Source organism: Thermanaerothrix solaris, assembly GCF_032334255.1.
In the GTDB taxonomy this organism is placed as follows: domain Bacteria; phylum Chloroflexota; class Anaerolineae; order Anaerolineales; family Anaerolineaceae; genus Thermanaerothrix; species Thermanaerothrix solaris.
The window spans coordinates 38,462-63,701 of record NZ_JAUHMF010000002.1 but is presented as its reverse complement, the minus strand read 5'-3'; the positions used below and the strand labels follow the sequence as shown (position 1 = coordinate 63,701).

General features: G+C 60.8%; 23 protein-coding genes. 8 read left to right on the top strand and 15 right to left on the bottom strand.

Going from position 1 to position 25,240, the window contains the following annotated elements; translation table 11 throughout:
* Positions 1-8 precede the first annotated feature (8 nt).
* From meaB to QYE77_RS08545, 6 genes are all read right to left on the bottom strand, one after another.
* Entirely contained in the window at positions 9-1,037 is a 1,029-nt protein-coding gene (meaB, locus tag QYE77_RS08570; protein ID WP_315624978.1) for a methylmalonyl Co-A mutase-associated GTPase MeaB, read from the bottom strand.
* A 17-nt stretch (positions 1,038-1,054) separates the two neighbouring features.
* Positions 1,055-1,471: a cobalamin B12-binding domain-containing protein gene (locus QYE77_RS08565; protein ID WP_315624977.1), complete on the bottom strand. Its 417-nt coding sequence runs from the start codon at positions 1,469-1,471 to the stop codon at positions 1,055-1,057.
* A 263-nt stretch (positions 1,472-1,734) separates the two neighbouring features.
* Entirely contained in the window at positions 1,735-3,777 is a 2,043-nt protein-coding gene (locus tag QYE77_RS08560; RefSeq protein WP_315624976.1) for a chloride channel protein, read from the bottom strand.
* Positions 3,778-4,079: 302 nt separating this feature from the next.
* Positions 4,080-6,611, bottom strand: coding sequence for a DUF2298 domain-containing protein (locus QYE77_RS08555; RefSeq protein WP_315624975.1), 2,532 nt, complete (start codon positions 6,609-6,611; stop codon positions 4,080-4,082).
* A 155-nt stretch (positions 6,612-6,766) separates the two neighbouring features.
* Positions 6,767-8,113 (bottom strand): DNA-processing protein DprA, encoded by a 1,347-nt coding sequence (locus QYE77_RS08550; protein WP_315624974.1) that lies wholly within the window; start codon positions 8,111-8,113, stop codon positions 6,767-6,769.
* Positions 8,110-10,185: a RecQ family ATP-dependent DNA helicase gene (locus QYE77_RS08545; protein ID WP_315624973.1), complete on the bottom strand. Its 2,076-nt coding sequence runs from the start codon at positions 10,183-10,185 to the stop codon at positions 8,110-8,112. Before QYE77_RS08545 ends, QYE77_RS08550 begins: the two co-directional genes overlap by 4 nt.
* 309 nt (positions 10,186-10,494) lie before the next feature.
* Here QYE77_RS08545 and QYE77_RS08540 point away from each other — a divergent pair, with 309 nt between their 5' ends.
* Positions 10,495-11,256 (top strand): DUF429 domain-containing protein, encoded by a 762-nt coding sequence (locus QYE77_RS08540; protein ID WP_315624972.1) that lies wholly within the window; start codon positions 10,495-10,497, stop codon positions 11,254-11,256.
* Here the strand turns inward: QYE77_RS08540 and QYE77_RS08535 are convergent.
* From QYE77_RS08535 to QYE77_RS08510, 6 genes are read right to left on the bottom strand one after another with little or no spacing between them, the layout of a single operon-like run.
* Positions 11,253-12,491: an acylneuraminate cytidylyltransferase gene (locus QYE77_RS08535; protein ID WP_315624971.1), complete on the bottom strand. Its 1,239-nt coding sequence runs from the start codon at positions 12,489-12,491 to the stop codon at positions 11,253-11,255. The genes QYE77_RS08540 and QYE77_RS08535 overlap by 4 nt on opposite strands.
* Positions 12,476-13,306, bottom strand: coding sequence for an SDR family oxidoreductase (locus tag QYE77_RS08530; RefSeq protein WP_315624970.1), 831 nt, complete (start codon positions 13,304-13,306; stop codon positions 12,476-12,478). The genes QYE77_RS08535 and QYE77_RS08530 overlap by 16 nt, the downstream gene beginning before the upstream one ends.
* Positions 13,303-14,325 (bottom strand): Gfo/Idh/MocA family protein, encoded by a 1,023-nt coding sequence (locus tag QYE77_RS08525; protein ID WP_315624969.1) that lies wholly within the window; start codon positions 14,323-14,325, stop codon positions 13,303-13,305. The genes QYE77_RS08530 and QYE77_RS08525 overlap by 4 nt, the downstream gene beginning before the upstream one ends.
* Entirely contained in the window at positions 14,322-15,788 is a 1,467-nt protein-coding gene (locus QYE77_RS08520; RefSeq protein WP_315624968.1) for a CDP-glycerol glycerophosphotransferase family protein, read from the bottom strand. Before QYE77_RS08520 ends, QYE77_RS08525 begins: the two co-directional genes overlap by 4 nt.
* Positions 15,785-16,789 carry a glycosyltransferase family A protein gene (locus QYE77_RS08515; protein ID WP_315624967.1) on the bottom strand — a complete coding sequence of 335 codons (1,005 nt, stop codon included), beginning with the start codon at positions 16,787-16,789 and terminating at the stop codon, positions 15,785-15,787. The genes QYE77_RS08520 and QYE77_RS08515 overlap by 4 nt, the downstream gene beginning before the upstream one ends.
* Positions 16,790-16,797: 8 nt before the next feature.
* On the bottom strand, positions 16,798-17,742 hold the full coding sequence (locus QYE77_RS08510; RefSeq protein WP_315624966.1) for a glycosyltransferase family A protein: 945 nt from the start codon (positions 17,740-17,742) through the stop codon (positions 16,798-16,800).
* 107 nt (positions 17,743-17,849) lie between these two features.
* On the opposite strand from QYE77_RS08510, the gene xseA reads away from it, so the two are divergent.
* The 7 genes from xseA (at position 17,850) to QYE77_RS08475 (ending at position 23,124) form a co-directional block, all read left to right on the top strand.
* Positions 17,850-19,145, top strand: a complete 1,296-nt coding sequence (xseA, locus tag QYE77_RS08505) for an exodeoxyribonuclease VII large subunit (RefSeq protein ID WP_315624965.1) — start codon at positions 17,850-17,852, stop codon at positions 19,143-19,145.
* Positions 19,105-19,353, top strand: coding sequence for an exodeoxyribonuclease VII small subunit (gene xseB / locus QYE77_RS08500; RefSeq protein WP_315624964.1), 249 nt, complete (start codon positions 19,105-19,107; stop codon positions 19,351-19,353). The genes xseA and xseB overlap by 41 nt, the downstream gene beginning before the upstream one ends.
* Positions 19,354-19,806, top strand: a complete 453-nt coding sequence (locus tag QYE77_RS08495) for a divergent PAP2 family protein (RefSeq protein WP_315624963.1) — start codon at positions 19,354-19,356, stop codon at positions 19,804-19,806.
* A 94-nt stretch (positions 19,807-19,900) separates the two neighbouring features.
* A complete protein-coding gene (locus QYE77_RS08490; RefSeq protein ID WP_315624962.1) occupies positions 19,901-20,878 on the top strand; it encodes a substrate-binding domain-containing protein in 978 nt (325 codons plus the stop codon).
* On the top strand, positions 20,875-21,726 hold the full coding sequence (locus tag QYE77_RS08485; RefSeq protein ID WP_315624961.1) for an ABC transporter substrate-binding protein: 852 nt from the start codon (positions 20,875-20,877) through the stop codon (positions 21,724-21,726). Before QYE77_RS08490 ends, QYE77_RS08485 begins: the two co-directional genes overlap by 4 nt.
* Before the next feature lie 19 nt (positions 21,727-21,745).
* Entirely contained in the window at positions 21,746-22,390 is a 645-nt protein-coding gene (locus tag QYE77_RS08480) for an ABC transporter permease (RefSeq protein ID WP_315624960.1), read from the top strand.
* Positions 22,387-23,124: an ABC transporter ATP-binding protein gene (locus tag QYE77_RS08475; protein WP_315624959.1), complete on the top strand. Its 738-nt coding sequence runs from the start codon at positions 22,387-22,389 to the stop codon at positions 23,122-23,124. Before QYE77_RS08480 ends, QYE77_RS08475 begins: the two co-directional genes overlap by 4 nt.
* On the opposite strand, the gene QYE77_RS08470 is transcribed toward QYE77_RS08475, so the two are convergent.
* From QYE77_RS08470 to QYE77_RS08460, 3 genes are read right to left on the bottom strand one after another with little or no spacing between them, the layout of a single operon-like run.
* The gene (locus tag QYE77_RS08470) at positions 23,114-23,455 is read right to left on the bottom strand and encodes a YkvA family protein (RefSeq protein ID WP_315624958.1); all 342 of its coding nucleotides are present in this window, start codon (positions 23,453-23,455) and stop codon (positions 23,114-23,116) included. The two genes, QYE77_RS08475 and QYE77_RS08470, sit on opposite strands and share 11 nt — an antisense overlap.
* Positions 23,452-24,267 carry a glycosyltransferase family 2 protein gene (locus tag QYE77_RS08465; protein WP_315624957.1) on the bottom strand — a complete coding sequence of 272 codons (816 nt, stop codon included), beginning with the start codon at positions 24,265-24,267 and terminating at the stop codon, positions 23,452-23,454. Before QYE77_RS08465 ends, QYE77_RS08470 begins: the two co-directional genes overlap by 4 nt.
* On the bottom strand, positions 24,246-25,238 hold the full coding sequence (locus QYE77_RS08460; protein ID WP_315624956.1) for a glycosyltransferase family 2 protein: 993 nt from the start codon (positions 25,236-25,238) through the stop codon (positions 24,246-24,248). Before QYE77_RS08460 ends, QYE77_RS08465 begins: the two co-directional genes overlap by 22 nt.
* Positions 25,239-25,240 lie beyond the last annotated feature (2 nt).

Below are 25,240 nucleotides of genomic sequence, written 5' to 3'. Positions count from 1 at the left end.
GATGGCTTTCAAGGCACGAGGCGGGAATTTTCCGCACTCGGGATGGGCATTTGATTGAGCAGAACCTCCAGGGCTTGATGCGGGGAGAGTTCCCGTCGCAGCAGGCGCTGGACGACCTCCTGGTAGAAGCCGTGCGGGAGACCGGCCTGCCAGCGGGCCAGCAATGCCGCCTGCAGCATATGATCGAGGATATCCTTGAGGCGGGCCTGTTCGCGCGCCTGCCACTGACTGCTGGCACGCAGGTAGTCGGCATGGGCGCGCAACGCGCGCACCACCTCCGGAATGCCCTTGCCCTCGGTAGCGACCGTGCGCAGAATGGGCGGCACCCATGTCTCTTTCGGCTGGGTCGTAGCGACCGCCCACTCCTCAGGGTGGTGATGCCCGCGCGGATAGCCCAATTCGAGCATGCTGCGCAGCGCGCGCTCGGTCAGATCGGCGCCGGGGCGGTCGGCCTTATTGATCACCAGCAGGTCGGCGATTTCGAGCAGGCCGGCCTTGATGGCCTGGATGTCATCGCCTCCGCCAGGGGCTTCGACCACGATTGTGGTATGGGCCAGACGCGCAATTTCCACTTCGGCCTGGCCGGCACCGACCGTCTCGATCAGGATGACCTTAAAGCCGGCCGCATCCAACACCTGCACCACCGCGGCGGTGGTGGGGGCGAGGCCGCCCAGCGCGCCTCGCGAGGCCATCGAACGGATGAACACACCGGGATCGCCGCTGAGATCTCGCATGCGCACGCGATCCCCGAGCAGCGCTCCGCCGCTAAAGGGACTGGTGGGATCCACGGCGACGATGGCTACCGTTTGGGGCGGTTCGCCATCCTGGGGATGGCGCAGTGCCCGCGCAATCTGGTTGACCAGTGAGGACTTGCCCACGCCCGGGGCACCGGTAACCCCGATCAGGTGGGCCTGCCCGGTGCGCGGGTAGAGCGCATCCAGCATAGCCCAGCCCTCGGGGGCATCATTCTCAATCAGGGTCAGTAGGCGGGCTAGTGCCAGCCGCTGACCCGCCAGAATCGCTTCCACCATCTGCATCGGTGCTTCCCCCGGCCCTAAACCGCGCTGCCCTGAGTTGCGAGCACGGCGCGGCGAATATCCTCGACGATGGTCTGGGTCGGTGTGCCCGGCCCATAGACCGCTTTGACCCCCAGGGCGAGCAGGGCCGGCACATCTTCTTCAGGGATAATGCCACCCACAAAGACCAGCACGTGCTCCTGACCATTGGCCCGCAGCAGTTCGAGCACGCGCGGCACCAGGCTCATATGCGCGCCGGAGAGGATGGAGAGACCGATTACATCCACGTCTTCTTGCAGGGCGGCTTCGGCGATCATCTCCGGGGTCTGGCGCAGGCCAGTGTAGATCACCTCCATGCCGGCGTCGCGCAGGGCACGCGCCACAATCTTGGCTCCGCGGTCGTGTCCATCCAGGCCGGGCTTGGCGATCAGGACGCGAATCTTGCGTTGCTCCATGCGTTGCTCCAAACGAGGGTTTTCATAATTATTATACCCCCTTGAACGGGTGAATTGTTGGGCAATCTACGGCTGGAGAAAAGCAGTTGGGCTTTGAGCGCGAGAGAAAAAGCCGGGTGCGGAGTTTTCGGTCTCACCAATGCACTTATACGTATAGGAAGATCGGTTCTACCTGGCGCGGCGGCCGATCGAGGCCTGGCACACCTGGCAAGACGTCGCCACCTTTTTGCCCCGGACAACCTGTCGAGAGGATCTTGGGGAAGTTACGCCGGCTCCGCGGGCGGCGGCGCCTGACAGATCGCCAGCGCTTTCGGCAAGACAGCGTCCTCAGCCACCAGGGTTAACACATCCCCGGCTTGAAGGCGTGTCTCACCATTAGGTACCTCAATCTGATCGCCACGGCGAACCGAAGCCACCAGACACCCCGGCGGGAAGGGAATATCCCGTAATGGCTTGCCCTCGGCAGCCGCGCCCGGGGCGATGGTGACCTCGTGGACCCGCACAGTGGCGGGGGTGAAGGCATCCAGGCGAGCCGCTGCTTGCCGTTGGGCCTGAGCCACCCGGCGGGTGAGGGCGATCTCATAAGCCCGAATGGCATCAGAGCGCCGCAAGATCCCCACCAACTGCCGCGGGTTGGCCGGATCCACCACCGGCAGGCGCCCCAGGTCGCCCATACTCATACGCCGCATGGCTTCGGCAAGGGTATCGGTGGGGGTAACGGTAATCAGACGGCGGGTGCAGGCTTCACCCACGGTTTTCAGTCCCCGCTCTAACCCGCGATCCAGATCGGCCAGGGTGAACATACCCACCAACCAGCCTTGTGAATTCACCACCGGCATACCGTGCCGGCGCGTGTGAGCGAGGATCTCGGCGGCGGTGTCCAGGGGCATGTCTTCGGTCAGCGCCTGCCGGTTGGGTTGCATGACCTCGCCCACGGTCAGGGTGGCGAGCACATCCACCGCCCGCCCGCGCTCCAATCGAATGCCCAGGCGCGAGAGCCCGAGGGCGTAGACCGATTGCGGTTGCAAGTGTTGCGAGATCAGCAAGCTGACGGCTACGGCGAACATCAACGGCAGGATGATGCGATAATCATGGGTCATCTCAAAGAGCAGCAGGATGGCGGTCAGCGGGGCGTGCACGGCGCCGGCCAGCACGGCGGCCATTCCCACCAGCGCAAACGCCGCCGGGTTGATCCCCAGGTTGGGCCAGAGCAGGGTGGCGAGGATGCCGAACGCATCCCCCAGCATCGCCCCGATGAACAACGCCGGGGCAAACACCCCGCCCACGAATCCCCCCGCCAGGCTCAAAGGGGTCAGGATGACCTTGCCGATCAGCAACAGCAGGACCACCCGCAGGGGCAGGGCCTGTTGCTGCAAGACGGCGCCGATGGTCTCATACCCTACCCCCAGCAACTTGGGCAGAAAGAGGCCCACCCCGCCGATCACCAGGCCGGTAAGCGCCGTCTTGAGCCAGCGCGGTGCCGACCAGGCGGCTATGAGGTCGTGCAGGGCATAAAGCAATCGCCCATAGGTTGCGGCCAGAAGGCCTGCCAGCAACCCCAGGATGAGATAGAGCGGCAGTTCCCACACCGAATTGAGGGTATAGGCCGGGATCATGAACGCCGGCATGCTCCCCACCAGGGCCTGGGTGAGCACCGCTGCCATCACCGCAGCGGTCAGGATCATTCCCAGGGCCGTGGTGCCGAGTTCGCCCAGGATGATTTCCAGGGCGAAGAAGACGCCGGCAATCGGTGCGTTGAAGGCCGCGGCAATGGCCGCCGCCGCACCGGCAGCGACCAGGGTGCGGGTGCGATCCTCGGAAAGGTGCAAGCGCTGTCCCACCCACGAGCCCAGGTTGGCCCCGATTTGCACCGAAGGGTCTTCCGGACCAACCGAAGCGCCGGCGCCGATAGAGAGTGCGGCAGCAAGGGCTTTGAGCGGTGCTATCCGGTAGGGTAGCCGCCCGCCGGAGAGCGCTACCGCCTGAATGATGCTGGCGGTACCGTGCAGTTTTTCGTGCGCCCAAAAGCGCTGCGCCAACGCCGCTACCAGCAGTCCCCCCAGGACCGGCACGAGGATGCGCGGCAAGGGGCCCAGAACGGCGAGGGGATTGACCCACAAGGTGGAGAATCCCCACTGAAAGAGCGTTATGGCTTGTTTGAACAACCAAACCCCGGCCCCGGCCGCCAGACCGATCACGAGGCTGAGCAGGGTCATGGGCAAGGCCGGGATGGCTAGCAAACGCCCTGCCAGGGCGGCAGCGCGATGTCCGATGGAAGCGCGAGGTGGAGGCGGTAGATGGCTCATGGGGTGTTTATCTTGTGGTGCTAATTTTACTGCTTTACGCGGTGTAAAACATTTCATCCCCCGTCAGAAAGAAAATTTTAAGATGTGGGGATAGGACGAAGTGATTAGAATCAAGGACATGGTGGGATTGCGAGGGATTCACGTATGCCTACCTGGATGCCCGCACCTGGCAACAACTTCCACCGGCGCTCCAGGCTGCCTGGCAAATGCCTTGCGTTCAAGAGGTGGATCGGCTCGAGAACCGAAAAGGTGACTTCCGCTGGCTGGTGGACGTGCGAGCCTGCTCGTGAGGGGGTACGACCTCACCGCTGGTAAATCACCACATCTCCATGCTGAAAGACACGGCGCATCAGGCGCTCAAATTTGGTTTCATCCAGCGGGCGATACCACTGGCGTTCCAAATCGCTGACGATCACAAAGTCAACGTGGTAGCGTTCAAGCAGGAGGCGCGCTTCCAGGTCATCCCGCGTCTGGTAAAGGGTTTGGATGTCTTGCAATCGTCTGGCCACCTGACCAAAGTAATTGCCGCGCCACTGGGCTTCGTGGTTGGCCCAACCCATCAGCGTCGGGATGCCGGTGGCCATGGCAAAACGCGAGGAACGCCCTTCAATCCAATAAGCCCCGCGCGAACCCTCGAGCAACACGGCGGTGGCGGGAGCATTGTCCTGCAACCAGCGGATGGCTGCCCAATCGTTGGGGTAGGTCGCGGCAAAGTAGGCCATGCCGTCCAGCGTGGGCGGGCCGGCGAAGTTGCCCGTCTTAGCCGGCAGGCTGCCGATCAGGTAGTACCCGCCCAGCAGGAATCCCACCGCACTCAGCCCCACCCCCAGGACGCGCGCCAACCGTCCAGCGTGTTGCGCCAGAAACCATACCCCAAACGCCCCGCCCAAACTCCACAGCACCCAGGTTTGAAAGTAAAACTTGAACAGCGTGTTCATGCGGGTGCCGAAATTATCGCGCAGATAGATGAATTCCGGGGCCAGCCAGAGCAGCGCGCCGCTGAAAAACAGCGCCAGCATCAACCACAGCGCCGGACGCTCGGAAGGGGAGGGCCAGGGGGCGCGTTCGCCCCGCCGCAGCCAGCCCACGGCCAGCCCGCCTGACCAGGCCAACCCCAGCGCTGCCACCAGAACCGTCAGCCCATCCACTACCCGCCGCTGGAGCAGAAAACCAAGTGCCTCGTCCCAACGCAACGGGCTGAGTGCCTGAAAGATCAACCCGCGCAGGTCGGCGTTCAGGCTTAAGAGCATGGCCAGGCCCACTGCCAGAGCAGCCAGGCCGATCACGCTTCCCATCCCTAGGGTCCAGGCGGCACGGGGATCAAAGCCGGCCCGCCCGCGCCCCCGCAACCAGAGCAGGGTGATGAAAAGCGGCAGCAATAGTGGCCCAAACATGACCACCGCCTGCTGGAAGCGGGTGGGGTAGATCAGGTTAGGCAGGATGCCACCGGCCTGCGATTGGAATGTGACCAGGAAGTAAGGCCAGTACAGGGCCAGGCTGGCCAGGCCCAATAGCGCCCAGATTCCTACCCGTCGCCAGAAACTGCTGCGCACAGCTTCCCACCCGTCACGCAGCCCCAACCCGCCCAGGTCGGCCAGCGCGATCAGGAAGAGATAGATCGGGAAATCCCAGGTATTCAGGAAGGCCAGCCCACCCAGGATGAGGGCGGAAAGCACGGTAAAGGGCCACTCCCGGCGCCAGGTCATCGGCCTGCCGCCCAGGCCACGCAGCAGCCAGGCCAGGGCCAGCCCCACCCCCAGCACATCAAAGGGCAACGCCAGGAGGTGCGGATGCAGGTCTCCCAGCAAGAAGGAAAAGGCCGGGAATTCGTCTATTGCCTCGGTCTCGCGCCCAAGCAGATCGCGGTCATGCAGGGTGCGGGCGGCGAAGAACCAGTTACCCAGGTCCCAATGCCAGCCGCTGGTGGTCGAGGGGGGCAAGGGGTCAGGTTTGAGATCCAGCCAGGCCCATAGGTTGAGCGGACCAAAACGCACACCGGGGCGCTGGCTGCCCCCTTGCGCCAGGTCGCCGAAATCGTAATAGAGGACGGGAATCTCGGCCTCGGCCAGGATGCGGTTCTGCCGGGCCAGGTCGAGGATGCCGTAAAAATTGCCGACCACCAGCAAGAGCAGGGGAGCAAGCAGTGCCGGCGCGAATCCGCTCAGCAGGGGTGGCGGGGTCGGACGGTGCGCCGCCTTGACCATCAGGATCAGGTTGAGCACGACCCCCAGCGCTGCCTGAGCGCTGAGGGCGAAGAGCGCGGCCAGCGCCAGGTTAAAAGCCACTGCTGCAGGCACCGCGGTAAGGCGGGTCAGCAGCGCCACCAGGTAGTAGCCGAAGTAGTAGTAACTGATGGCATGATCCGAAAGCCAGGCATCCTGCGGGGGCAAAGCGGGGCTGCGCAGGATGGCGTTGAGGAACATGTATTCCATGGGTTTTTCGGTGCCCAGGATGGCTGGGTTATAAGCACGCACCAGCGTCCAGGCGAGGAAGGCGGCCAGAAAGAGGCCCTCCACGGCCAGGATGTAAGATCGCTCACGGCGCAGCCAGGTGCGCAGATCGGCCCAGCCCTGAGGGCCCAGCCATAGGGCGCCGGCGCCGGCCACCAGCAGTGCCCCCAGCAGGATGGCGCCGAGGTCGTTGCCGGCTAAGCCCAGGGAGCCCAACAGCCAGGTGAGGTAACCCAATGCGAGCCAACCCACCAATTTCGCCAGGGCATAACCGCGCTCGGGCAGGCGGGCAAAAAGCCGAAACGCCAGCGGCAAGCCCAGTGCTTGCAGGGCCGCCAGGGCTAACACCCACTTCAAAAAAGCCAGCCAATCGCTCAACGGCACGGTGTCACCTCAGTCGAGTCGGATTGACCCGAAAACAGGGCCTGATCTTGGTTATTATACTGGAAGGGGAAACGGCGCGTGAGGTGGGGAAGGGGGTGAGACAATTGATGGGGGGTTCGCTTTGCCTACCCCCTGGCGCACAGATAGGAAATCCCCTAAGGTAAATTCCTTAATAAGGGTGGAGGCGGCTCGTCGCGGTCCTTTCCCGAGTCCGCTTTGCCCTTAGTGCGCTTTTTCGCCTTGCCAAGAGCCTCAACCTCCTCACGCAGAGATGCGATTTGGAATTGGAGATGCCGAATCTCTTCGCGCAGTAGATCAACATGATGGCGCAGGTTCTGCACTTCCGCCCAAACCCGCTCGGTTGGAGGTTCCGATGGTGATGGCGCTTCGGCGAGTTCCACCCTCGCCGAGTCATCTGAAGCAGGCGCCTTGGTGATGGGCGCGGTGGCCAGAAGAGAGGGTTGCCGGGAATCGGACGTGCTGGCCGTTGGCAAGCGGGTGGTTTTGGCGGCGTTCACCGCTTCTACGAGCCACTGTTTAAATGCACCCGGTTCAATCTGGAGCAGCCGTTCATACGGGAGCGCCACACCGCCCTTTTCAATCAGCGCCGGGTTGCCCGGGGGCATACCGTTATAGGTCAGCACCAGCACCGGCACCCAGCGATAGCGAAGTGCTTCGATTGCCCCGGCCCAGGTGCCCCCCTTCTCTTTATCGCTTGCCACCACCACCGCCCAGTCGGCCAGGGTGTAGATGAGTTTATTACGCCCCATGGCATTGGGGACCGAAAAACCGGCTTCTGGGTGATAGGGGGTGAGGAGACACAGGTGGCCGCTGCGAATCCACTGCCCCCAGGTGCGTAAGGCGCGCATCAGGCTGTCCCCCAAAACCCCCACCGCATAACCGTGGGCGTCAAGCGCAGCTTGCATGCTCAGGCTGTCCACGCCTTTTGCCCCGCCGCTATAGACAATCCATCCGGAGTAACCACAGGCTTCTCCGATGCGTTGAGCTGCCTCTTGCGCCACCGCATCCGCGTGACGTGAACCCACCACGGCAACCCCGGACTGTTCGACCAGTTCGATGTTTCCGGCATAAAACAAGACCGGCGGCGCTAATTTGCCCAAACGTTCCTTATAACGCTTTGGGTAGAGCGCGTCGGCACGGGTGAGAGGAAAAATCCCCACATCGGCCAAGCGCTCCAGTTCGAAGGCCAACCCCACCCCGCGCTCAAGCAAAACCCGGTAGCGGTGAGCATTGCTTTCATCCCCCTCTAAAAGGTGGATGAGGGCATCTTCTTGCATCTGCAACAGATGCGCCGGGCGCAGATTATGCTGGCGCAACCGCTCGGCTAAGGCGTTCCATTCCGTCGGGGTGAGGGGAACAATTTCTTCGTCTCCCGACGTTTCTCCCTTTGCTCTTGGTTTAGCAGCCCTGGGTTCAGAAGGTAAACCCAGTCGTGAACAAAGGAGAAGGATGGCTTTTGCATCATCGGAAACAGGGGTCATGTGTTCCTCGCGGTCGCTTGTGCCAAGGCAAATGGATAAACGATCCCACTGCCATTCTTTCGGAGCAAATAGCCGGCGATGGTCATCGTCCAACCCGAGTCAAAGACATCATCAACCAGCAGGACTGGTCCGGGAAGGACCTTACCGCTAATTTTAATCGTGTTGAGCACATTTTTTGCCTGCATATAGTTGTTTTGCATGTCCTTTTGGGGCGGCGCATCGGCGATACGCTCCAAAACCGGGTAGAAGGGCAGGCCCAAACGTTGGGCTAAGCGCTGGGCGAAATCGGGCACCAGATGCGGTCGTCGCCGCGAGGGGATCGCCGTCACCCATTGGGGAAACGGATTAGGATTCCACACTTCCTTGATCAGTTGCGCCGCCGCTTCAACCAATTCATCCGCAAAACGGCCTTCCTCATATTTACCACTTCGCACCAGGCGTCCCCATCCGACGCGGCCATAGCGACACAAGGCGCGTCCAGTTGCATTTTGATAACTGGAGGAAAGGAAGGAGAGATCAGGAACCAATCCTGGTGGAAGTTGCTTGCGGGGAGGCAGGAGAATGATCTCATGCTTCAGGAAATCTTCGGCTTTTAGCACCAAGTCCGTCGAAACCGAGGTGGGTAGTCCTTCCCCGCGACACTGCGCGCAATGTCCGCAGGGCTCAGCATAAGGGTCATCCAACGCTTGCTGTAAAAATGCCATCAGGCAGCCCTGGTGGTAAATGTATTCCCGCATTTGGGTCTGCTCATGCCGACGTAACTGAGTAATACGCTCAATGCGCTCGGTATCTAGATTCAACGTCTGGCTGCGTGCAAAGTAACTACTATTATGGCCATTGAGCCGGCCAATATGACCCTCGACCTCTAAAATCTTGAGCGTCTTTTCAAGCATCCCTTTACTTACATTGATCTTCGCCATCAATTGGTTAAGCGAAAGCCCGCTATTTTGAGCCAGGGTCTGATGAACCTGATTGAAAACATGAACCGGGGGAAAGGCGGATTCGATGAAGTAGTCTTGGATATCTTCATCCTCGTCACCGGTGAGCAAAATACAATAAGCATGGTCTAAGCTGCGGCCTGCCCGCCCGATTTGCTGGTAATAGGCGATAGGAGAGCCCGGTCGCTGATAGTGGATGACAAAGCCAACGTCCGACTTATCAAACCCCATGCCCAAGGCCACCGTTGCTACCAAGACCTTGATCTCGTTGCGTAAGAAGCGTTGCTCCAACTCCTCACGTTTTTCGCTCCTGGAATGATAGGCTTCGGCCGCAATTCCTTGAGACTTTAACCAGGCAGCCACCTGTTCGGTATCGGGGACGGTCAGGCAGTAAACAATCCCGCTCCCAGGTAAACGGGGTAGATTCTCGGCCAACCAAGCCAAACGTTCGCTTTGATTGTGAAGCACGATATTCTGCAAATACAGGGATTTACGTGCCAGCGGGCCGCGCAGGATTAACAGGTCTTCGCCCAGTTGCTCGCGGATATCCGTTAGGACACGGTCGTTGGCGGTGGCGGTTGTACCCAACACCGGCACATTGGGCGGTAACGCCTTAAGAATGCGCACAATGCGCCGGTAATCGGGACGGAAATCATGCCCCCAATCCGAAATACAATGGGCTTCATCCACGACAAATAGCCCGATCCGACCGCGGATAACGTTGGTCAATAGATTTTGGAATTTATGGTTGGCTAACCGCTCGGGCGCGATCAGTAAAACATCACATGCATCTTGCCACAGTGCACGCTCCACCGACGGCCATTCCTCTTCATTATTGCTGTTGATGGTGTAGGCACGAATACCGATGCGCTTCGCCATTGCAATTTGATTGCGCATGAGCGAGAGCAAAGGGCTCACCAACAGCGTCAACCCTTTACCCTCATCTCGCAACAGCCGGGTAGCGATGAAATACACTAAGCTCTTGCCCCAACCGGTGGGCTGTACCACCAGAGCCCGCTGTTTGTGGATCGCCACTTTTTCAATGGCTTCCCATTGGCCGGGCCGGAACTCCGCGCCGTCGCCAAGCATTTGATGCAGGTGAGAAAGAGCGCGCTGGTAAGAAGGATCGGACATGAATGATAACCCCCGTCATTGGTGATGTGGTGAGCAGAAAAGCGACAAAATTCTAACCAAAACATATCTGTGTGTCAAGAAAATTGCTACCGGGATCGTGCAATCCAACTTCATGATGAAGAACGCCCAACCAGCGCTGCGAAAAAATAGCGTGGGGAATAATCACCTCGCTACTCCGCGAAGCCCGGCCGAAAAGCGCCCCCGGCCGGCCTTGCTCATCCGACTCGGTGCACCTGCTTACCGTCCTGCTCCCTAATTTCTCCCCTGCTCCGGGTTGCTCAGCGCCGCACTTTGGGCTAAAGTTAATGCATGCTGATCGCTACCACGGCCTGCACTTACCTGGGCATTGACCCGGGCGGGGGGCGTCCGCCCTTTGCCTACGCCGCGCTGGATGCCGATTTGCGCCTGCTGGCGTTGGGAAAGGGGCGGCTGGCCGATGTGTTAGCCTTTGCCGCCGGGCAGAGCCGTGCGCTGGTTGCCATCAATGCCCCACCCCGGCCGGTAGTCGTATCTCAGTCTCAATCTGCGCTCACGGGGATGGAGCTGTCCTCTGCACCCCAAGGGCAGCGCCTGGCCGAACGCCAGGTGCGTGAACGTGGCTGGCCGATCTATCGCACGCCGGCGCACTGGGACGAGGCACCTCCCTGGATGCGGCGCGGCTTTGCCCTCTACCGTCACCTGCACGATCTCGGTTACCAGCCGTATCCCCTGGACGAGGCAGCGCGCCAGTGGTTGGAAGTGCCCGCCGAGGCGGCGTTTACCGCCCTCTTGGGCCAGCCCCTGCTGCCGGCCCATCATCTTGAAGGGCGCTGGCAGCGCCAGATCCTGCTCGCCGATGCCGGGCTGGGCATCCAGGATCCCATGCGCTTTTTCGAAGAAATCACCCGCCACCGCCTGCGCCGTGGGCAATTGCCGATGCATCTCATTTACACCCCTGGCGAGTTGAACGCGCTGGTGGCGGCGTTTATCGCCTGGCTGGTCGCCCATCACCCCGACCAGGTGGTCATCCTGGGTGATCCGGAAAGCGGGCAGATGATCTTGCCCCGGGGTGAAGTCGCTCCGGGGGATTAACCCTGGGCCTGGCGGCGGCGCACCAGCAAATCGCACAATTCGCGCACCGCGCCGTAGCCCCCACGGCGGGTGAGGATGAGATCGGCGGCCCGCAGCACCTCCGGTTGGGCATCCGCCGGCGCTACGGCGCATCCCACCAGGGGGAAACAGGGCAGATCATTCGTATCGTTGCCCATGTAGACGACCCGCTGAGGATCAAGCCGGCGTTCGGCCAGCAGTTGACGCAGGGCCGGGGCTTTATCCTTCACCCCCTGGATAAACGGCAGGCCGATTTTACGGCAGCGCGCTTCCACCACCGGGTTGGTCTCGGCGGAAAGCACCAGCGCCTGAATGCCGGCCCGCATCAGCGCCTGGACGCCGATGCTATCTGAACGGTAAGCGGCAACGAACTCGTGCCCCTCACCATCAACCCAGACCCGGTTATCGGTCATCACCCCGTCGAAATCAAAGATTACCAGGTCCACCTGCTCCGGGAGCGGTCGCCGCTGCCCCGGCTGCACCATCGTCAGCCCGCCAAAATAGACCAGCCACTCCGCCCGCTGCCAGTCGGTGGGGGTATCAATGTCCACCGTGTAGCGCGGGTCAATCTGGAGCGGCAGGATCACCGCCCCGCTCATAGAGTGCTTCTCCAGGATGGTGCGAGTGCGGATGGCGTCAATGTGCCCCGTCTGCCAGAAGACCGGGGGCAGGCTCTGGCGCGGGGCGTTATAGGGTTCAGGCACGCCGGGCAGGGTGAGCAGGGGCTGTAAATGCCCATGCTCGGGATCAATGCGCCACATCTTGAACGGGTTCTGCCCTGCCGGCACCACCCCGCGCACTGAATCGGCCTCGGGATGGGCGAGCAGCAGGCGTACCGCCGCATCCACCAACCCCGGTGGGCGCACTGGCGAGGTGGGGCGCAACTGCACCACGATCTGCGGATGATAGTCCTCGTGTTCGGCCAGCCAGCGCAGCGCGTGCTGAAAGACCGGGAGGTCGGTGGTATCATCCTGGGCCAGTTCGGCCGGGCGCAGGAAGGGGGTTTCGGCGCCGTACTCGCGCGCCACCGCTGCGATTTCGGCATCATCGGTCGAAACCACCACGCGGGTAACCATCTCGGCCTGGCACGCCGCGGCGATGCTATAGGCAATCAGGGGGTGCCCGGCAAAGGGGCGGATGTTCTTACGCGGGATGCCCTTGGAGCCACCCCGCGCCGGGATGAGCGCAAGTACCTCGGGCGTCACCATGCTGTCCATCCCCCATCCACGATCAGGTTGGCCCCGGTCATATAGGATGACGCGTCCGAGGCGAGGAAAAGCAGCGCGCCGTTCATCTCATCCTTGCGCGCCATCCGCCCTAAGATCGTGCGGGCGGAATAGTTGCGCACGAAGTCTTCATCGTGTTGGTTATAGACCCCGCCGGGGGTGAGGGCATTGACCCGAATCTGCGTCCCGGCGTAGTAGGCAGCCAGGTATTTAGTAAAGCCCAGCACCCCCGCCTTGGTGACGGTGTAATACACCGGCTTGTAGCCCACCCGTTGACCATTGGCCCGCACATAAATGCGCTGATCGGGGCCGTTTAACCCATAGGTCGAGCAGATATTGATGATGCTCCCCTTGCCCTGCGCCAGCATGGGCCGGACACACGCCTGAGTGACCAGAAACACGCCGGTCAGGTTGACCGCCAGCGCCTGGTTCCACAGGTCGAGCGGGAAATCCTCGAACCGCCCGGGGATAATACCCCGCGCCAGGGCTTCGGGGTCAAACTTGGGGTCGAGTGCCGCGCTGTTGACCAGGATATCCAGGCGGCCATAGCGCGCCAACGTCGTTTCTACCATGGCTTGAACTGAAGTGGGGTTGGTCACGTCCAGGCTCACCCCCAGTGCCGTGTAGCCGTGGGCGGTCAGGTCGGCGGCAACGGCCTCTGCGGCGGTGTCCTGAATATCTGCCACCACTACCGCGGCGCCGGCCTCGGCCAGGGTGCGCGAGAATTCACGCCCCAACAAGCCCGCTCCGCCGGTGACCACAGCGACGCGACCATCCAGTTTGAACGAATCGAAAATGGTGGTCATGGCCTTCCCTCAAGGGCTGATGATAAAAACGCCTCTAACAGCACCCGTTGGCCGCGGCGGTTAGATTCATGGGCGGCCAGGGCAATTGCCAACGCGCGGATGCCATCGTCGAGGGTGCATTGCGCGGGTTCCTCGCCCCGCACCACCTTGCGGAAGTGGCGCAATTCATCCACGAACATGTGGTTGCGTTCAAATCCGGTGGGTGGGGTGTAGGTTTCCCAGGTTTCGGTGCTGGCATGATAAATGCGAGCGGTGCCATAGGTGTTATCCCAGCGGATCATGCCCTGGGTGCCAATGATTTCGAGGTGATGGTTGGGCGGGCGTTGGAGATAATCCAGGTGCACCTGGGCCAGGGCGCCGCTGGCGAACTGCAAGGTGATCTCGGCGGTATCTTCCACCGCCAGGTCGAGATCGCCCAGGGTGGCCAGGTGGGCGCTCACGCTTTCTACCTCACCCAGCAGCCAGCGGAGGTAGTCGAAAGGATGACACAGCGTCAGCACCACTCCGCCCCCCAGGTCGGGGCGGGCGGCGTAACTGCGGCGGTAATCCTCCCAGGGATGCCAGGCAGGCAGGTACTCACCCCAATGGGCGCGGGCGTGCACCACGCGGCCGATCAAGCCCTCATCCAGCCACCGCTTGATGCGGCGTAAACTGGGGTGAAACCGGAACTGAAACCCCACCAGCACCTGCACGCCGCTCTGCGCCACGGCGGCGCGCAGGTCGGCAACCCCTTCAAAAGTGTGGGCAATGGGTTTTTCCAACAGCAAATGGCAGCCCTGGCGGGCGGCGGGAATGGCCACATCCAGATGTAGCGCGGTGGGGTTGGCGACGATAACGACATCCGGGCGGTGCGCCAGTGCCGCCTCCAGGTCGGTCTCGACCACATAATCACGGAGTTCATCGTCGGGCAGGGTACTGCGGTGGGTGCGGTAGAACACCAAATCGCGCTCGCCCAGTTCGAGCAGGTTGCGAAAATGCCGCCGTCCGATGGAACCAAAACCGGCAATAAGGAATCTCATTCCCAACCTCCCTTAGGGCGTTGGAGCAGCGAGAGCAGGAACTCCCCGGTGCGCCGTCCGGCACTACCATCGGTGTAAGTGACCTCGTCACGGATGAAGCGCTGGCGGTTTTCGTGATCGGCGTGTGGATTTTGCAGATAATCATTGAGCGCCGCCGCCAGTTCGCGTTCGTTCAGCGCCACCTTGCCTGCCCCTGCGCGGCGAAAGCGCAAATGGGTGGGCCAGTTGCCGATTTTGGAGAGGGGCAGCGAGTATTTGCGCGGCACGTTCCAGCCACCGGGTACGTCCAGGCACACGCTGACGATGGGGCGGTCATGGATGGCCGTCTCTACCACCATGGTGGAGTAGACGGTGGTGAAGACATCCGCATGCGCCATCATCGAGGCTTTCTCGGGCATATCCTCGCCGGAGTAATGCCCCAATTCACCCCCGAGCGGCACCGGCTCGACGACATGGACGTGCGGAAGTTCGCGTGCCAGGCGGCGAATCTTTTCCGCTTCGTCCTGGAAGAGTTTGACGTTCCAAAAATGGTTGGGATGCAGACGCACCAGTAATTGCGCCGGTGCGACCAGAGCATCGCTGGCCACCAGGCGGGCCAGGGCTTCCACGTTTTGGTAATTAGGCGAGAACGAGACGAAACTGCAGGCATAGGCGATCAACTTGCGCTGGGGATCGAGACCATGCAGGCGGAAGTAATCCTCGCGCGGCATTTCCCAGGTGCGGCGGAAGTAGCCATCATACGAGGGGATGCCACCGATGTGGACGCGTTCCGGCGGCCAATCGGAACCGAGCACCAGTTCCTCCTTTTGGATCTGCGACCAGCAGGTGATCCAATCCACCGGGGCGCCGGGCAGGCTATAACTGCTGGGGTTGTCCCAACCCACGACCACAGCGGCGGTACGGATACCGCGGGCGGCGGCCTCGCGCAGCAGGTAGCGATCCAGCCGCCACCCGGGGGTGGCGGCCACGACCAAATCGGGCTGGTAGCGTTCGAAAAGGTCGGTATACAGGCCGGGGGTGAAGCGCAGTTGGGCACGGCGCAAGGCGCGCCGCGCCGCGCGGCTGTGGCGCAAAGCCAGCACGGCCAGCAAGGCCAGGGGCAGGAAAATGCGGCGGCGGTTGCCTGCTTCCACCATCACCTGGCGGATATAACTATCCGTAGCGCCGGTGTTAATGCGGCGCGAACTGCCCACACGACGCAGGAAGCCCAGCCACCACTGCCATTCGCCATGGTGCTGACGTTCGTAAGCACGCGCCTGAGCCAGACGCAAGCCCTCAAAGGTCAGGCCGGGGCGGCCGAAGCGTTGGGCCAGTTGCGCGGTCAGGCTGTCATCGCTGAGGACGATCACTTCGGCTCCGGCTTCGAGCAAAGTCGGGACGACATCACTTTGGAGGAAATAGACCACGGCCAGGCCGTGATCGGCGGAGATGAAAATGCGTGGTTTCTTCGTTTCCAGGATCATCGCTCCGAGTAGATTTCATATAACGCATTATAGAGTTGTAAAAAGTAACGTTTGAAGGGGCGGGCTTTGGCTAAGCGTCCCAACCATCGCCGGGGCAAACTGCCACCCGAGGGGAGAGAGAGTTGCGGGGACGCTGATATCGCGGTACCAAGCGCAGCCTCGACCTCGGGTTGCAGATGCGGGTCAATGGTGTTCCCCATGTGCACTACCAAGGGGCGAGAAGTGGAAAGATGCAGATACCCCAGGTCATCAATGCGTTGATTGAAGACCCGGTCTTCTTCGGGTGAAAGTCCACGCGTGGCCGGAAGCGGCAAGACTTGTTGTAAAACCTCGCGGTAGGCAATGAACTGCATGTGTGAAGCACCCAGCACCGCCGCCACGCCCTGTGCATTGCGCACCAGGGGCAAGGGCGTACTAAGATAACGCTGGCGCAGGTCGGCGGGAGCGTTGATCCCACGGCAGTATTCCTCCACCACCCAGGCTTCGGGAGTGTAGGGTTCGATTTGCTCGGGGGTGAAAACGTGTGCCGCGGCTCTTCCCTCACCCCGCAGGATATCAAAGAAGCAAGGTTGTGCGGTGACGATGCCGACCTGGGGAAATCCTTCCAGGATGTCCAGACTGGCCTGCAACCAACCACGGCGAAAGAACACGTCGGAATCTGCATAACCGACAATCGGGTTGGGCAGGGCTGCCAGAATCCAGTTAAGGGCACCGGTCTTGCCGAGATTGACTTCAGAACTGACCAGCCAACGAATCCAACCCGCCACCTGCATCTCGTTCAAAAAATCTTTGACCTCTCGGCAACTGCCATTGTCAAAGACCAACAGGTCGAACGGCTCTTGGGTATGGGCGTGCAGGCTCATCAGATGGGCACGCAGGATGCTCAGGCTCTGTTGAAAGTAGCCTTCCAGGTGAGGGATGAAGACCAGCGATGCCAGACCAATCTTTTGGGGTGTGTATGCGGGGGTATCAATTCGGGCCGGGTTTTGACCAATACGCATATTCACCCCTAGCGGTTGAAGTAAAGGCGAAAGATGGCATCATGCAGGCTAAGCAAGACCGCTCGCAGTGGTGACCAATCCCACAGCCGCCGTGAAACGCGCGGCGTCGTTGGCGCTTCTGGATAACGAATCCCGCGCAGGGTATTGCTCATATTCATCACCCGCGGCTCGGTCAGCATCAGGCGCAGGTAACCGGCCTGATTCATGCGCTCATCCAATTGCTTGACCTGCCCCATCGGGCGGTTCATGTCAAAGGGCAAAAATTCGGCCAAGACGGATTTATAAGCCACAAACTGCCAGTGCGAGGCGCCGGCAATCGCGCTCACCCCACGGTAGGTCAGGCGGAAGCATGAATCCTTCTCAAAATCCTGACGGATCACCTCGGGTTCTTGTCCCAGTGAACGGGCAAACTCATAATACGTTTCCCAGGGGATGAACTTACCCTCTTCCACCTGCACCTCGGGGTTGCTCTGCGCCCAGGCCAGGGTGTGGGTGAGGTACTCGCGTTTAGTGATAAAGGGGCGGCTGGTGACCATGCCCACGCGGGGAAAGGTTTCCAGTAAACGCACACTCTCGCTCAGCCAGCCGGGGTAAAAGAGGACATCATTGTCAGCATAGGCGATGATCTCGCCCGGCGCACCGCTGAGGATGATATTCCAGGCGCCGCCCTTGCCCAAATTCTTCTCCGAGAGGATGAGATACTGAATGTGCCCGGCGCGCTGCTCGCCCAGTAGGTAGTCCTGTACCTCGGCGCAACTCCCGTTATCGAAAACCAGCAAATCAAAAGGCAAGCCGGCATCCTGACGCACTGAATCCAGGCAGGTGCGCAAAACGTCCAGCATCTCGGCATAAAAGCCGCTCAAGAAGGGGATATAGTTAAGAATTGCTACTGTGATGCGCTCAGGACGCGCCACCTGGTTGACGAACTTGGCCGGATTCTGACCTACCCGCATACTTTCTCCTGGCCCGCAGGTTGAAGCGAGCCGTTTTGTATTCTACCACACCCCGCGGCTCTCTTCCCGTTGACAGGCGCGAACGGGCAGGGTATCCTTGAATCGCCATGGAGTTGGAGCAACTTAATCTTTTCCCCCGCGCGGCGTTGAGCGTGAGTGACCTCACCCAGTACCTGCGCACCCTGCTCGAAAGCGATGACCTCTTGCAAGATGTGTGGGTGCAGGGTGAGATCTCCAACCTCTCGCGCCCCACCTCGGGCCACATTTATTTCACCCTCAAGGACGAATATGCTGCCCTGCGCTGCGTCATCTGGCGCGCACAGGCGCAGCGCCTGCGGGTGGCGTTGCAAAATGGGCTGGCGGTGGAGGCGCACGGCTATATCAGCCTCTACGAGCGCGATGGGCAGTATCAACTCTACGTAGATGCCCTGCGCCTGGCGGGTGAGGGTGCCCTGTTTCAGGAATTTTTGCGCCTGAAGGCACGCCTGGAAGCCGAGGGCCTTTTTGAACCCGCGCGCAAGCGCCCCATACCTGCCTTCCCCCGGCGTATTGGATTGGTGACCTCGCCGACCGGCGCCGCGCTTCAGGATATGCTTAACATCATTCGCCAGCGTTACCCCCTGGTCGAGGTGGTGCTGGCGCCGGTCAGCGTGCAGGGCGATGAAGCCGCCGGTGAGGTGGTCCGCGCCATCGCCGACCTGAATCGCCGTGCCCAGCCCAGTGTGATCATCGTGGCGCGGGGCGGGGGCTCGCTGGAAGATTTGTGGGCGTTCAACGACGAGCGGGTGGTGCGGGCGATCGCCGCTTCCCAGGCGCCGGTTATCACCGGTATCGGCCATGAGACCGACTTCACCTTGGCCGATTTCGCCGCCGATCTGCGTGCCCCCACCCCTTCGGCGGCGGCAATGGCGGCTACGCCCGATGGCATGGAACTACGACACAAGGTGCGCCAGTTGGAGCGGCGGTTAGCCAGTGCGCTGGAAGCACGGGTGCAGGATGAGATGCACCGCTTGGTGCTTTTGCGACAGCAATTGGAACGCCTTTCGCCCTTGCGCCGCGTGCGTGAGGATCGTCAGCGCCTGGATTACCTGAGCACCTGGGCAGCTCACCATATTATCAGTGGATTGCATTTGCGCCGTCTGCGCCTGGAAAGCCTGGATGCTCGTCTCGAATCGCTCAACCCGCGGGCGGTGTTGGCGCGCGGTTATGCCATCTTGCAGCGCCCGGATGGTCAGGTGGTGCAATGGGTCGCGCAGGCCCAGTGCGGTGAGACCTTGCACGCCCACCTGGCCGATGGCTATTTGGTGACGCGGGTTGAATCGCTTCACCCCCACTCTACTTCCCCCGCCGATGGAGGTAGCCATGACGGAGACCTGGAAAGCCGTGGAATCACTCACTTATGAGGAAGCCTACGCCGAACTGGAGCAGTTGGTGCAACGTTTGGAAGCCGGCCAGCAGCCTCTGGATGAGGCCATCCGCCTGTTTGAACGCGGGCAGGCACTGATCCGTCACTGCCAGGCACTGCTCGATCAGGCCGAGTTACGCGTGCGCGAACTGGATCGCAGCCTCAACGCCGAAGCCGAAGAACCCCCGGAGGAGGTGGCGTTCTAAATGGTGTGGGAACAACTCTTAGCCAACCGTCCTCTGTTGGCCGGCTTGCTGGCGCTGTGGTTAGCCCAGTTTCTTAAAGTACCGATTGATTACTGGGTCAACCGGCGCTGGAATTGGAACATGTGGTTCAGCATGGGGGGCATGCCCTCATCTCATGCGGCGCTGATGGTGGCGACCACATTGGCGGTGGGCCTATACTATGGCTTTGATCATCCGGTCTTCGCGTTGGGGGTGGCGATTACGATGATCGTGCTGTACGATGCGGCAGGGGTGCGTCGGCAGGCGGGCGTGCACGCGCAGAAACTCAATGTCCTGTTTCAGGAACTTTTCAGCGGCCAGCCCATCTCTCAGGAACGGCTCAAGGAAATGCTCGGCCACACCCCACGCCAGGTGGCGGTGGGGAGCATATTGGGGGCACTGATTGCCCTGGGGATGTGGTGGTTGTGGCGATAAGCCCCAAAGGATAGGGTTGAAAGCGGGGCATCTGCGTTGAATGAGCGTATAATATTACTATGACGATTAAGTTTTTCCTTAACCGTGAACCGTAATGCGCACCTTTCAGACCCTCTCCACTCTGAACGCTTTACAGGCTGCCAGTGATGAGCGGCGTTTTCATCTTTTACGCCTGCTTATGCGCGCACCCGCCACCCTGACCCAATTGGCGCAGGAGGTGGGTCAGTCCCCTGCCTGGGTCCGTCATCACATACAGATTTTGCAACAGGCGGGATTGGTATACCTGGCCGAGGTGCGTAAGCGCGGGCGGACGACCGAAAAATACTACCGCGCCTGCGCCAATGGCTTGCTGCTCCAAAACTGGGTCTTACCCCTCACCCATCAGCCGGTGGTTCTTTTTGCCGGAAGCCATGATTTGGCCTTGGAACTTCTGGCCAATCAGGTGGAATCGCGCCTGCTCTTGCTGCTGATGCCCACGGGATCGCTCAACGGGCTGGTCGGCCTGCGGCAGGGTTTCTGCCATTTGGCGGGGGCACACTTGCATGAGACAAATGGGCAATTCAACCTGGAAACCCTCCGCCATCTTTTCCCGGATCGGGCCATGCATGTCGTGACGCTTGCCCACCGCGTTCAAGGGTTGATCCTGCCCCCGGGTAACCCCCGGGGTATTCGTGACCTCGGTGACCTGGCACGTCCGGGGGTGCGTTGGGTGGGACGTAACCCTGGCTCGGGCACACATTTGTGGCTGCAGCGCCGCCTCCGGGAACTGGGGTTCCGGCCTGAAGTCCCTTCTTGGGTGGCCTCGACGCATACCGAAGCCGCTGCTCGGGTTGCTCGAGGACAGGCCGATGTCGCCATCGGTTTGCAGGCGGCAGCCGCTCATTTTGGTCTAGATTTTATCCCCCTTTTTGAAGAGCGCTATGATCTGGTCTTTGAGCGTGAGCATCAGGAACGACTGCTTCCCTTGTTAGATGTTTTGAATGCGGGCGCATTCCGCAATGCGGTTGCGGCTCTGCCCGGTTATCGCACAACGTGCAGCGGTGACATCTACGACTTGGAGACAGAACCATGAACCGATATGGTCGGATTGGTTTGATCTTTTTGGTGATTTTGGTCGCTTGTACACCCCAAACTCACTCTGTAACGCCCAACGCCACATCCCAGGCGGGAGGATCCGTGCTTATTCTGGCCACCACGACCAGCACCCAAGATTCGGGGTTGCTGGACGTCTTAATCCCCCGCTTTGAGGCCCAAAGTGGCTACCAGGTCAAGACCGTTGCGGTGGGGAGTGGTCAAGCGCTCAAAATGGGTGAGGAAGGCAACGCGGATGTCTTGCTGGTGCATTCGCCTCAGGCTGAAGAGGCTTTCATGCAGGCCGGCTGGGGTAAGGACCGGGTGCGGGTTATGCATAACGATTTTGTCCTGCTGGGTCCACCATCCGACCCGGCTCAGATTCGTGGCCTGGACGTGGCCACTGCGCTGCGCACCATAGCGGAGAAAGGCGTTTTATTCGTCTCGCGGGGGGATAATTCAGGCACCCATGCGTTGGAATTGAGCCTCTGGCGACGCCTGAATCTGGATCCGCAGGGACAGCCCTGGTATCTGGAGACCGGGCAAGGTATGGGGGCCACACTGATGGTGGCGGCGGAAAAACAGGCCTATACCTTGAGTGACCGCGGTACGTTTCTGGCCTACCGTGACCGCATCGGGCTTGAAATTCTCGTGGAAGGCGATAAGGAATTGCAAAATATTTACCACGTCATCACCGTGAACCCTGAGCGGTGGCCCCAAGTGAATTATGCCGGCGCGGTTGCCTTGATGACGTTTCTCATCCATCCTGAAACGCAAAAAATTATTGCGAGTTTTGGTGTCGAACAATATGGCCAACCGCTCTTCTTTCCGGATGCGGGGCAACCCTAAAAGGTGAAACGAAAAAGGCATGGACACCGAGATTCTCGCCATCATCCTTCTCTCGCTCCGGGTTTCGCTGACGGCGACCTTGATCAGCCTGTTGGTTGGGCTACCGTTGGGCACGGCGCTGGCGTTGAGCCGTTTCCGGGGGCAGACCATGTTGCTCAGCCTGATCAATACCGGAATGGGATTACCGCCGGTGGTGGTGGGGCTGGTGGTAGCCATGTTGTTGTGGCGTTCGGGGCCATTGGGAACGTTAAACCTTATCTACACACCTACGGCAATCATCATTGCCCAGACATTGATTGCCCTGCCGGTTGTGGTCGGATTGACCGCCTCAGCGCTTCAACAGGTGGATGAGCGCCTGCGCTGGCAACTGGCGGGTTTGGGTGCCAGCACCTGGCAGCAGGTGCTTACCTTGTGGTTAGAAGCGCGATTGCCACTGCTGGCGGCTCTCATGGCTGGCTTTGGGGCGGTGATTTCCGAAGTGGGGGCCTCGATGATGGTCGGGGGAAATATCAAGGGACAGACCCGAGTGTTGACCACCGCCATTGTCCTGGAAACCAGCCGCGGCGCATTTGACCGTGCGTTGGTGCTCGGTGGACTACTGGTGGGCCTGACGTTTTTAGTCAATTGGGGGCTGACCGTGATTCAACAGCGAGGACGGCGATGAAGCCCTGGTTTGAGGTTCGCGACCTTTATCTGCCCCGCGCGCCTCATTTCACCCTCCATGTGGAGCACTTAAGCCTCGAGCGAGGAGAGGTACTGGCGATTGTGGGCCCAAATGGCTGTGGCAAGAGCACCCTCTTGCTGGCGTTGGCACATATTCTCAAACCGGTGCAGGGGGAAATCCGACTCAACGGTCACCTACCGGCGAATGATCTCGCTTACCGACGTCAAATTGCCCTGGTCTTGCAAGATGCGCTGTTGCTGAACACCAGCGTGTGGAATAACGTCACGTTGGGGTTGCGTTTCCGCGGCCTACCGCGCCCCGAAGTGCGACGGCGGGCTGAGTATTGGCTGGAACGATTGGGTATCCGCCACCTGGCACATTGGCCGGCAACCAAACTTTCGGGTGGCGAAGCGCAGCGGGTGAGCCTGGCGCGGGCATTGGCCCTAGAACCGGCCCTACTGCTGTTGGACGAGCCCTTTGCTGCCTTAGACGCTCCAACCCGTGAACGTCTGTATACCGACCTTCAAGCCATTTGGCGCGAAACCCAAACCACAACCCTCTTGGTCACCCATGATCTTGAGGAGGCGCGGCGATTGGGAACACGATTGGGAATCATGCTGGCGGGGCGCATTGTGCAGATGGGCGCGCCGGAAGAGGTTTTAGCGCGCGCGGCGGGTGAGCAGGTTGGGGCTTACTTGAAACATTCCCATCCCAAGCGGGCTTTCAATCCTTGATCTCGCGGAACTCGCCATCCACAATGTCGTCGGGTGCGTCGGTTGGTGTGGGTGGCACGCCCTCAACCAACGCCCGCCAATGTTCGGCCACCACCTCGGGCGGGCAGAGTTCAACGAAAATGGCCATCCCCAGCCACACTACGGCGGCATCGTCCAGTGGACCGAGGACCAAATCGGGGATGAATAGATACGCCACGGCGAGCACTGGGATAACTTTTAACAACGGGTGCACCCGCCGATCACGCAGCAAGCGCAGAATTAAGCGGGCCCGGGTGATCAGGTTACCGCCCTCGAAGGGCTGAATAGACTTGGGAAGGCCACGGGGCATCATTCACCTCTACCTTGATTATACCGCCGGAAGAGGCGTCGCCGTCGCCAGCGCAAGTAGGGGGCAACTACTTTCCGCACCAAGTACTTGGCAACGATGGGCGAGAACCAGGAGCCTCCATCGCGAAAGTGGACGCGCAGCATCTCGGGCCAACAGCGATCATCGGCCATAATGGTCTTGGCATCGCTGTGCAGACGGAAATTGGCCCACACCCGCGGGACGTAATGCAGCGGGGCTTCGCGTGCCAGGCGCACCCATAGGTCGTAATCCATGGCGAAGTAGAAAGTGGGGTCAAGTGGGCCAACCTTGCGCCATAAGGCGGCGCGGAAGAAGGCAGCCTGCTGAGGGATGTGGACGTAGCCGCGGCGCAGGCGACGGTAATCGGTCTGGGCGGCGGGGAAGCGCCCGATCACGCGTCCGTACTCGTCAATGTAGTTGGCGTCCCCATAAACCATACCCACTTCGGGATGGGCTTGCAGGTATGCCACTGCCTCGCTCACCGCGCCGGGCTCGTAGGTATCGTCGGAGTTGAGCCAGGCCAGGATCTCCCCATGGGCGTGGGCAAAGCCCTTGTTGATCGCATCGGTCTGGCCGCGGTCGGGCTCGGAGATCCACCAGGCCAGGCGGTCGGCGTACTTCTGGATGATCTCCACACTGCCATCGGTGGAACCGCCATCCACGATGAGGTATTCCAGGCGGGGGTAGTCCTGGCTTAGCACAGACTGGATGGTGGCTTCTAGGAAGCGCGCCTGATTGAATGAAGGCGTGACAATGGAGACCAGCGGCAGGTCGGTCATGAGGTTTCGCTCAGCCATTCAAATCCCTGCGCGGTGAGGATCAGGCGTTTGCGTCCATGTTGGGTTCGGCGGCGCAGGGAGCGATACCCGAGGAAAAGGGATTGCAGCCCTAGCACTCCCCCCAGTGCCTGTACCACCTTGTACCAACGCCGGATGACCTGACGCGGTTGCCAGTGCCAGGCATGAGCAAAATGTCGGAGAGCTTCGCGCGGTTGCCCGGCATCAATCAGCCGCCGCGCGGCAAAGATGTGCAGCCCGGCGTAGATACGTTCGCGGTGGGCGGAAAAAACGGCGGTAAAACGCGGATCTTGTTCCAGGGAACGGATCAGCGCAAAGGCTTCTTTCACAAAGGTGGCGGCTTGGGCGATGGTCTTGGCTTGCTCATGGGTGCGTTCGATAGCCCAGAAGCTGTCAGCGTGATAAATCGGGCCATGGGCGGCCAGACGAATCCACAGATCATGATCTAAAATCAGGTGGAATTCCGGTCGTAAGTACCCGACGGCTTCAAGGGCGCTGCGACGCATAAAAACAGTGGGCTGTAATAAGACCTCAAAAGCGAGTAAATCTATCAGATCATATTGGGGATAACGATGCCAATCGAGTAAATAGCCCTCGGCATCCACCATAACCCCATCCGCGTAGACCATGCTGGCCTCAGGATGGGCTTGCAGCGTTGCGACAGCCTGGCTGACCACCTGTGGAGTGTAATAAGCGTCATCGGAATTGAGCCAGGCAACGATCTCACCCTGGGCACGGGCAAAGCCCTTGTTGATCGCATCCGCTTGCCCGCGGTCGGGTTCGGAGATCCACCCGGCCAGGCGGTCGGCGTACTTCTGGATGATCTCCACACTGCCATCGGTAGATGCGCCGTCAATAACGAAATACTCAATACGCGGGTAATCCTGCATCAGCACCGAGCGCAAGGTGGTCTCGAGATAAGGCGCCTGGTTGTAAGAGGGGGTGATGATGGAAACTAGGGGAGGGGCCATGA

What these genes read in the sequence shown, in the direction of transcription:
- QYE77_RS08565 (WP_315624977.1), bottom strand. Translation starts at nt 1,471, where the DNA reads ATGGAGCAACGCAAGATTCGCGTCCTGATCGCCAAGCCCGGCCTGGAT.
- QYE77_RS08495 (WP_315624963.1), top strand. Translation starts at nt 19,354, where the DNA reads ATGGTGTGGGAACAACTCTTAGCCAACCGTCCTCTGTTGGCCGGCTTG.
- QYE77_RS08465 (WP_315624957.1), bottom strand. Translation starts at nt 24,267, where the DNA reads ATGGCTGAGCGAAACCTCATGACCGACCTGCCGCTGGTCTCCATTGTC.
- QYE77_RS08520 (WP_315624968.1), bottom strand. Translation starts at nt 15,788, where the DNA reads ATGATCCTGGAAACGAAGAAACCACGCATTTTCATCTCCGCCGATCAC.
- QYE77_RS08460 (WP_315624956.1), bottom strand. Translation starts at nt 25,238, where the DNA reads ATGGCCCCTCCCCTAGTTTCCATCATCACCCCCTCTTACAACCAGGCG.
- QYE77_RS08485 (WP_315624961.1), top strand. Translation starts at nt 20,875, where the DNA reads ATGAACCGATATGGTCGGATTGGTTTGATCTTTTTGGTGATTTTGGTC.
- QYE77_RS08535 (WP_315624971.1), bottom strand. Translation starts at nt 12,491, where the DNA reads ATGGACAGCATGGTGACGCCCGAGGTACTTGCGCTCATCCCGGCGCGG.
- QYE77_RS08515 (WP_315624967.1), bottom strand. Translation starts at nt 16,789, where the DNA reads ATGCGTATTGGTCAAAACCCGGCCCGAATTGATACCCCCGCATACACA.
- QYE77_RS08510 (WP_315624966.1), bottom strand. Translation starts at nt 17,742, where the DNA reads ATGCGGGTAGGTCAGAATCCGGCCAAGTTCGTCAACCAGGTGGCGCGT.
- QYE77_RS08475 (WP_315624959.1), top strand. Translation starts at nt 22,387, where the DNA reads ATGAAGCCCTGGTTTGAGGTTCGCGACCTTTATCTGCCCCGCGCGCCT.
- xseB (WP_315624964.1), top strand. Translation starts at nt 19,105, where the DNA reads ATGACGGAGACCTGGAAAGCCGTGGAATCACTCACTTATGAGGAAGCC.
- QYE77_RS08470 (WP_315624958.1), bottom strand. Translation starts at nt 23,455, where the DNA reads ATGATGCCCCGTGGCCTTCCCAAGTCTATTCAGCCCTTCGAGGGCGGT.
- QYE77_RS08545 (WP_315624973.1), bottom strand. Translation starts at nt 10,185, where the DNA reads ATGTCCGATCCTTCTTACCAGCGCGCTCTTTCTCACCTGCATCAAATG.
- QYE77_RS08480 (WP_315624960.1), top strand. Translation starts at nt 21,746, where the DNA reads ATGGACACCGAGATTCTCGCCATCATCCTTCTCTCGCTCCGGGTTTCG.
- QYE77_RS08490 (WP_315624962.1), top strand. Translation starts at nt 19,901, where the DNA reads ATGCGCACCTTTCAGACCCTCTCCACTCTGAACGCTTTACAGGCTGCC.
- xseA (WP_315624965.1), top strand. Translation starts at nt 17,850, where the DNA reads ATGGAGTTGGAGCAACTTAATCTTTTCCCCCGCGCGGCGTTGAGCGTG.
- QYE77_RS08550 (WP_315624974.1), bottom strand. Translation starts at nt 8,113, where the DNA reads ATGACCCCTGTTTCCGATGATGCAAAAGCCATCCTTCTCCTTTGTTCA.
- QYE77_RS08525 (WP_315624969.1), bottom strand. Translation starts at nt 14,325, where the DNA reads ATGAGATTCCTTATTGCCGGTTTTGGTTCCATCGGACGGCGGCATTTT.
- meaB (WP_315624978.1), bottom strand. Translation starts at nt 1,037, where the DNA reads ATGCAGATGGTGGAAGCGATTCTGGCGGGTCAGCGGCTGGCACTAGCC.
- QYE77_RS08560 (WP_315624976.1), bottom strand. Translation starts at nt 3,777, where the DNA reads ATGAGCCATCTACCGCCTCCACCTCGCGCTTCCATCGGACATCGCGCT.
- QYE77_RS08540 (WP_315624972.1), top strand. Translation starts at nt 10,495, where the DNA reads ATGCTGATCGCTACCACGGCCTGCACTTACCTGGGCATTGACCCGGGC.
- QYE77_RS08530 (WP_315624970.1), bottom strand. Translation starts at nt 13,306, where the DNA reads ATGACCACCATTTTCGATTCGTTCAAACTGGATGGTCGCGTCGCTGTG.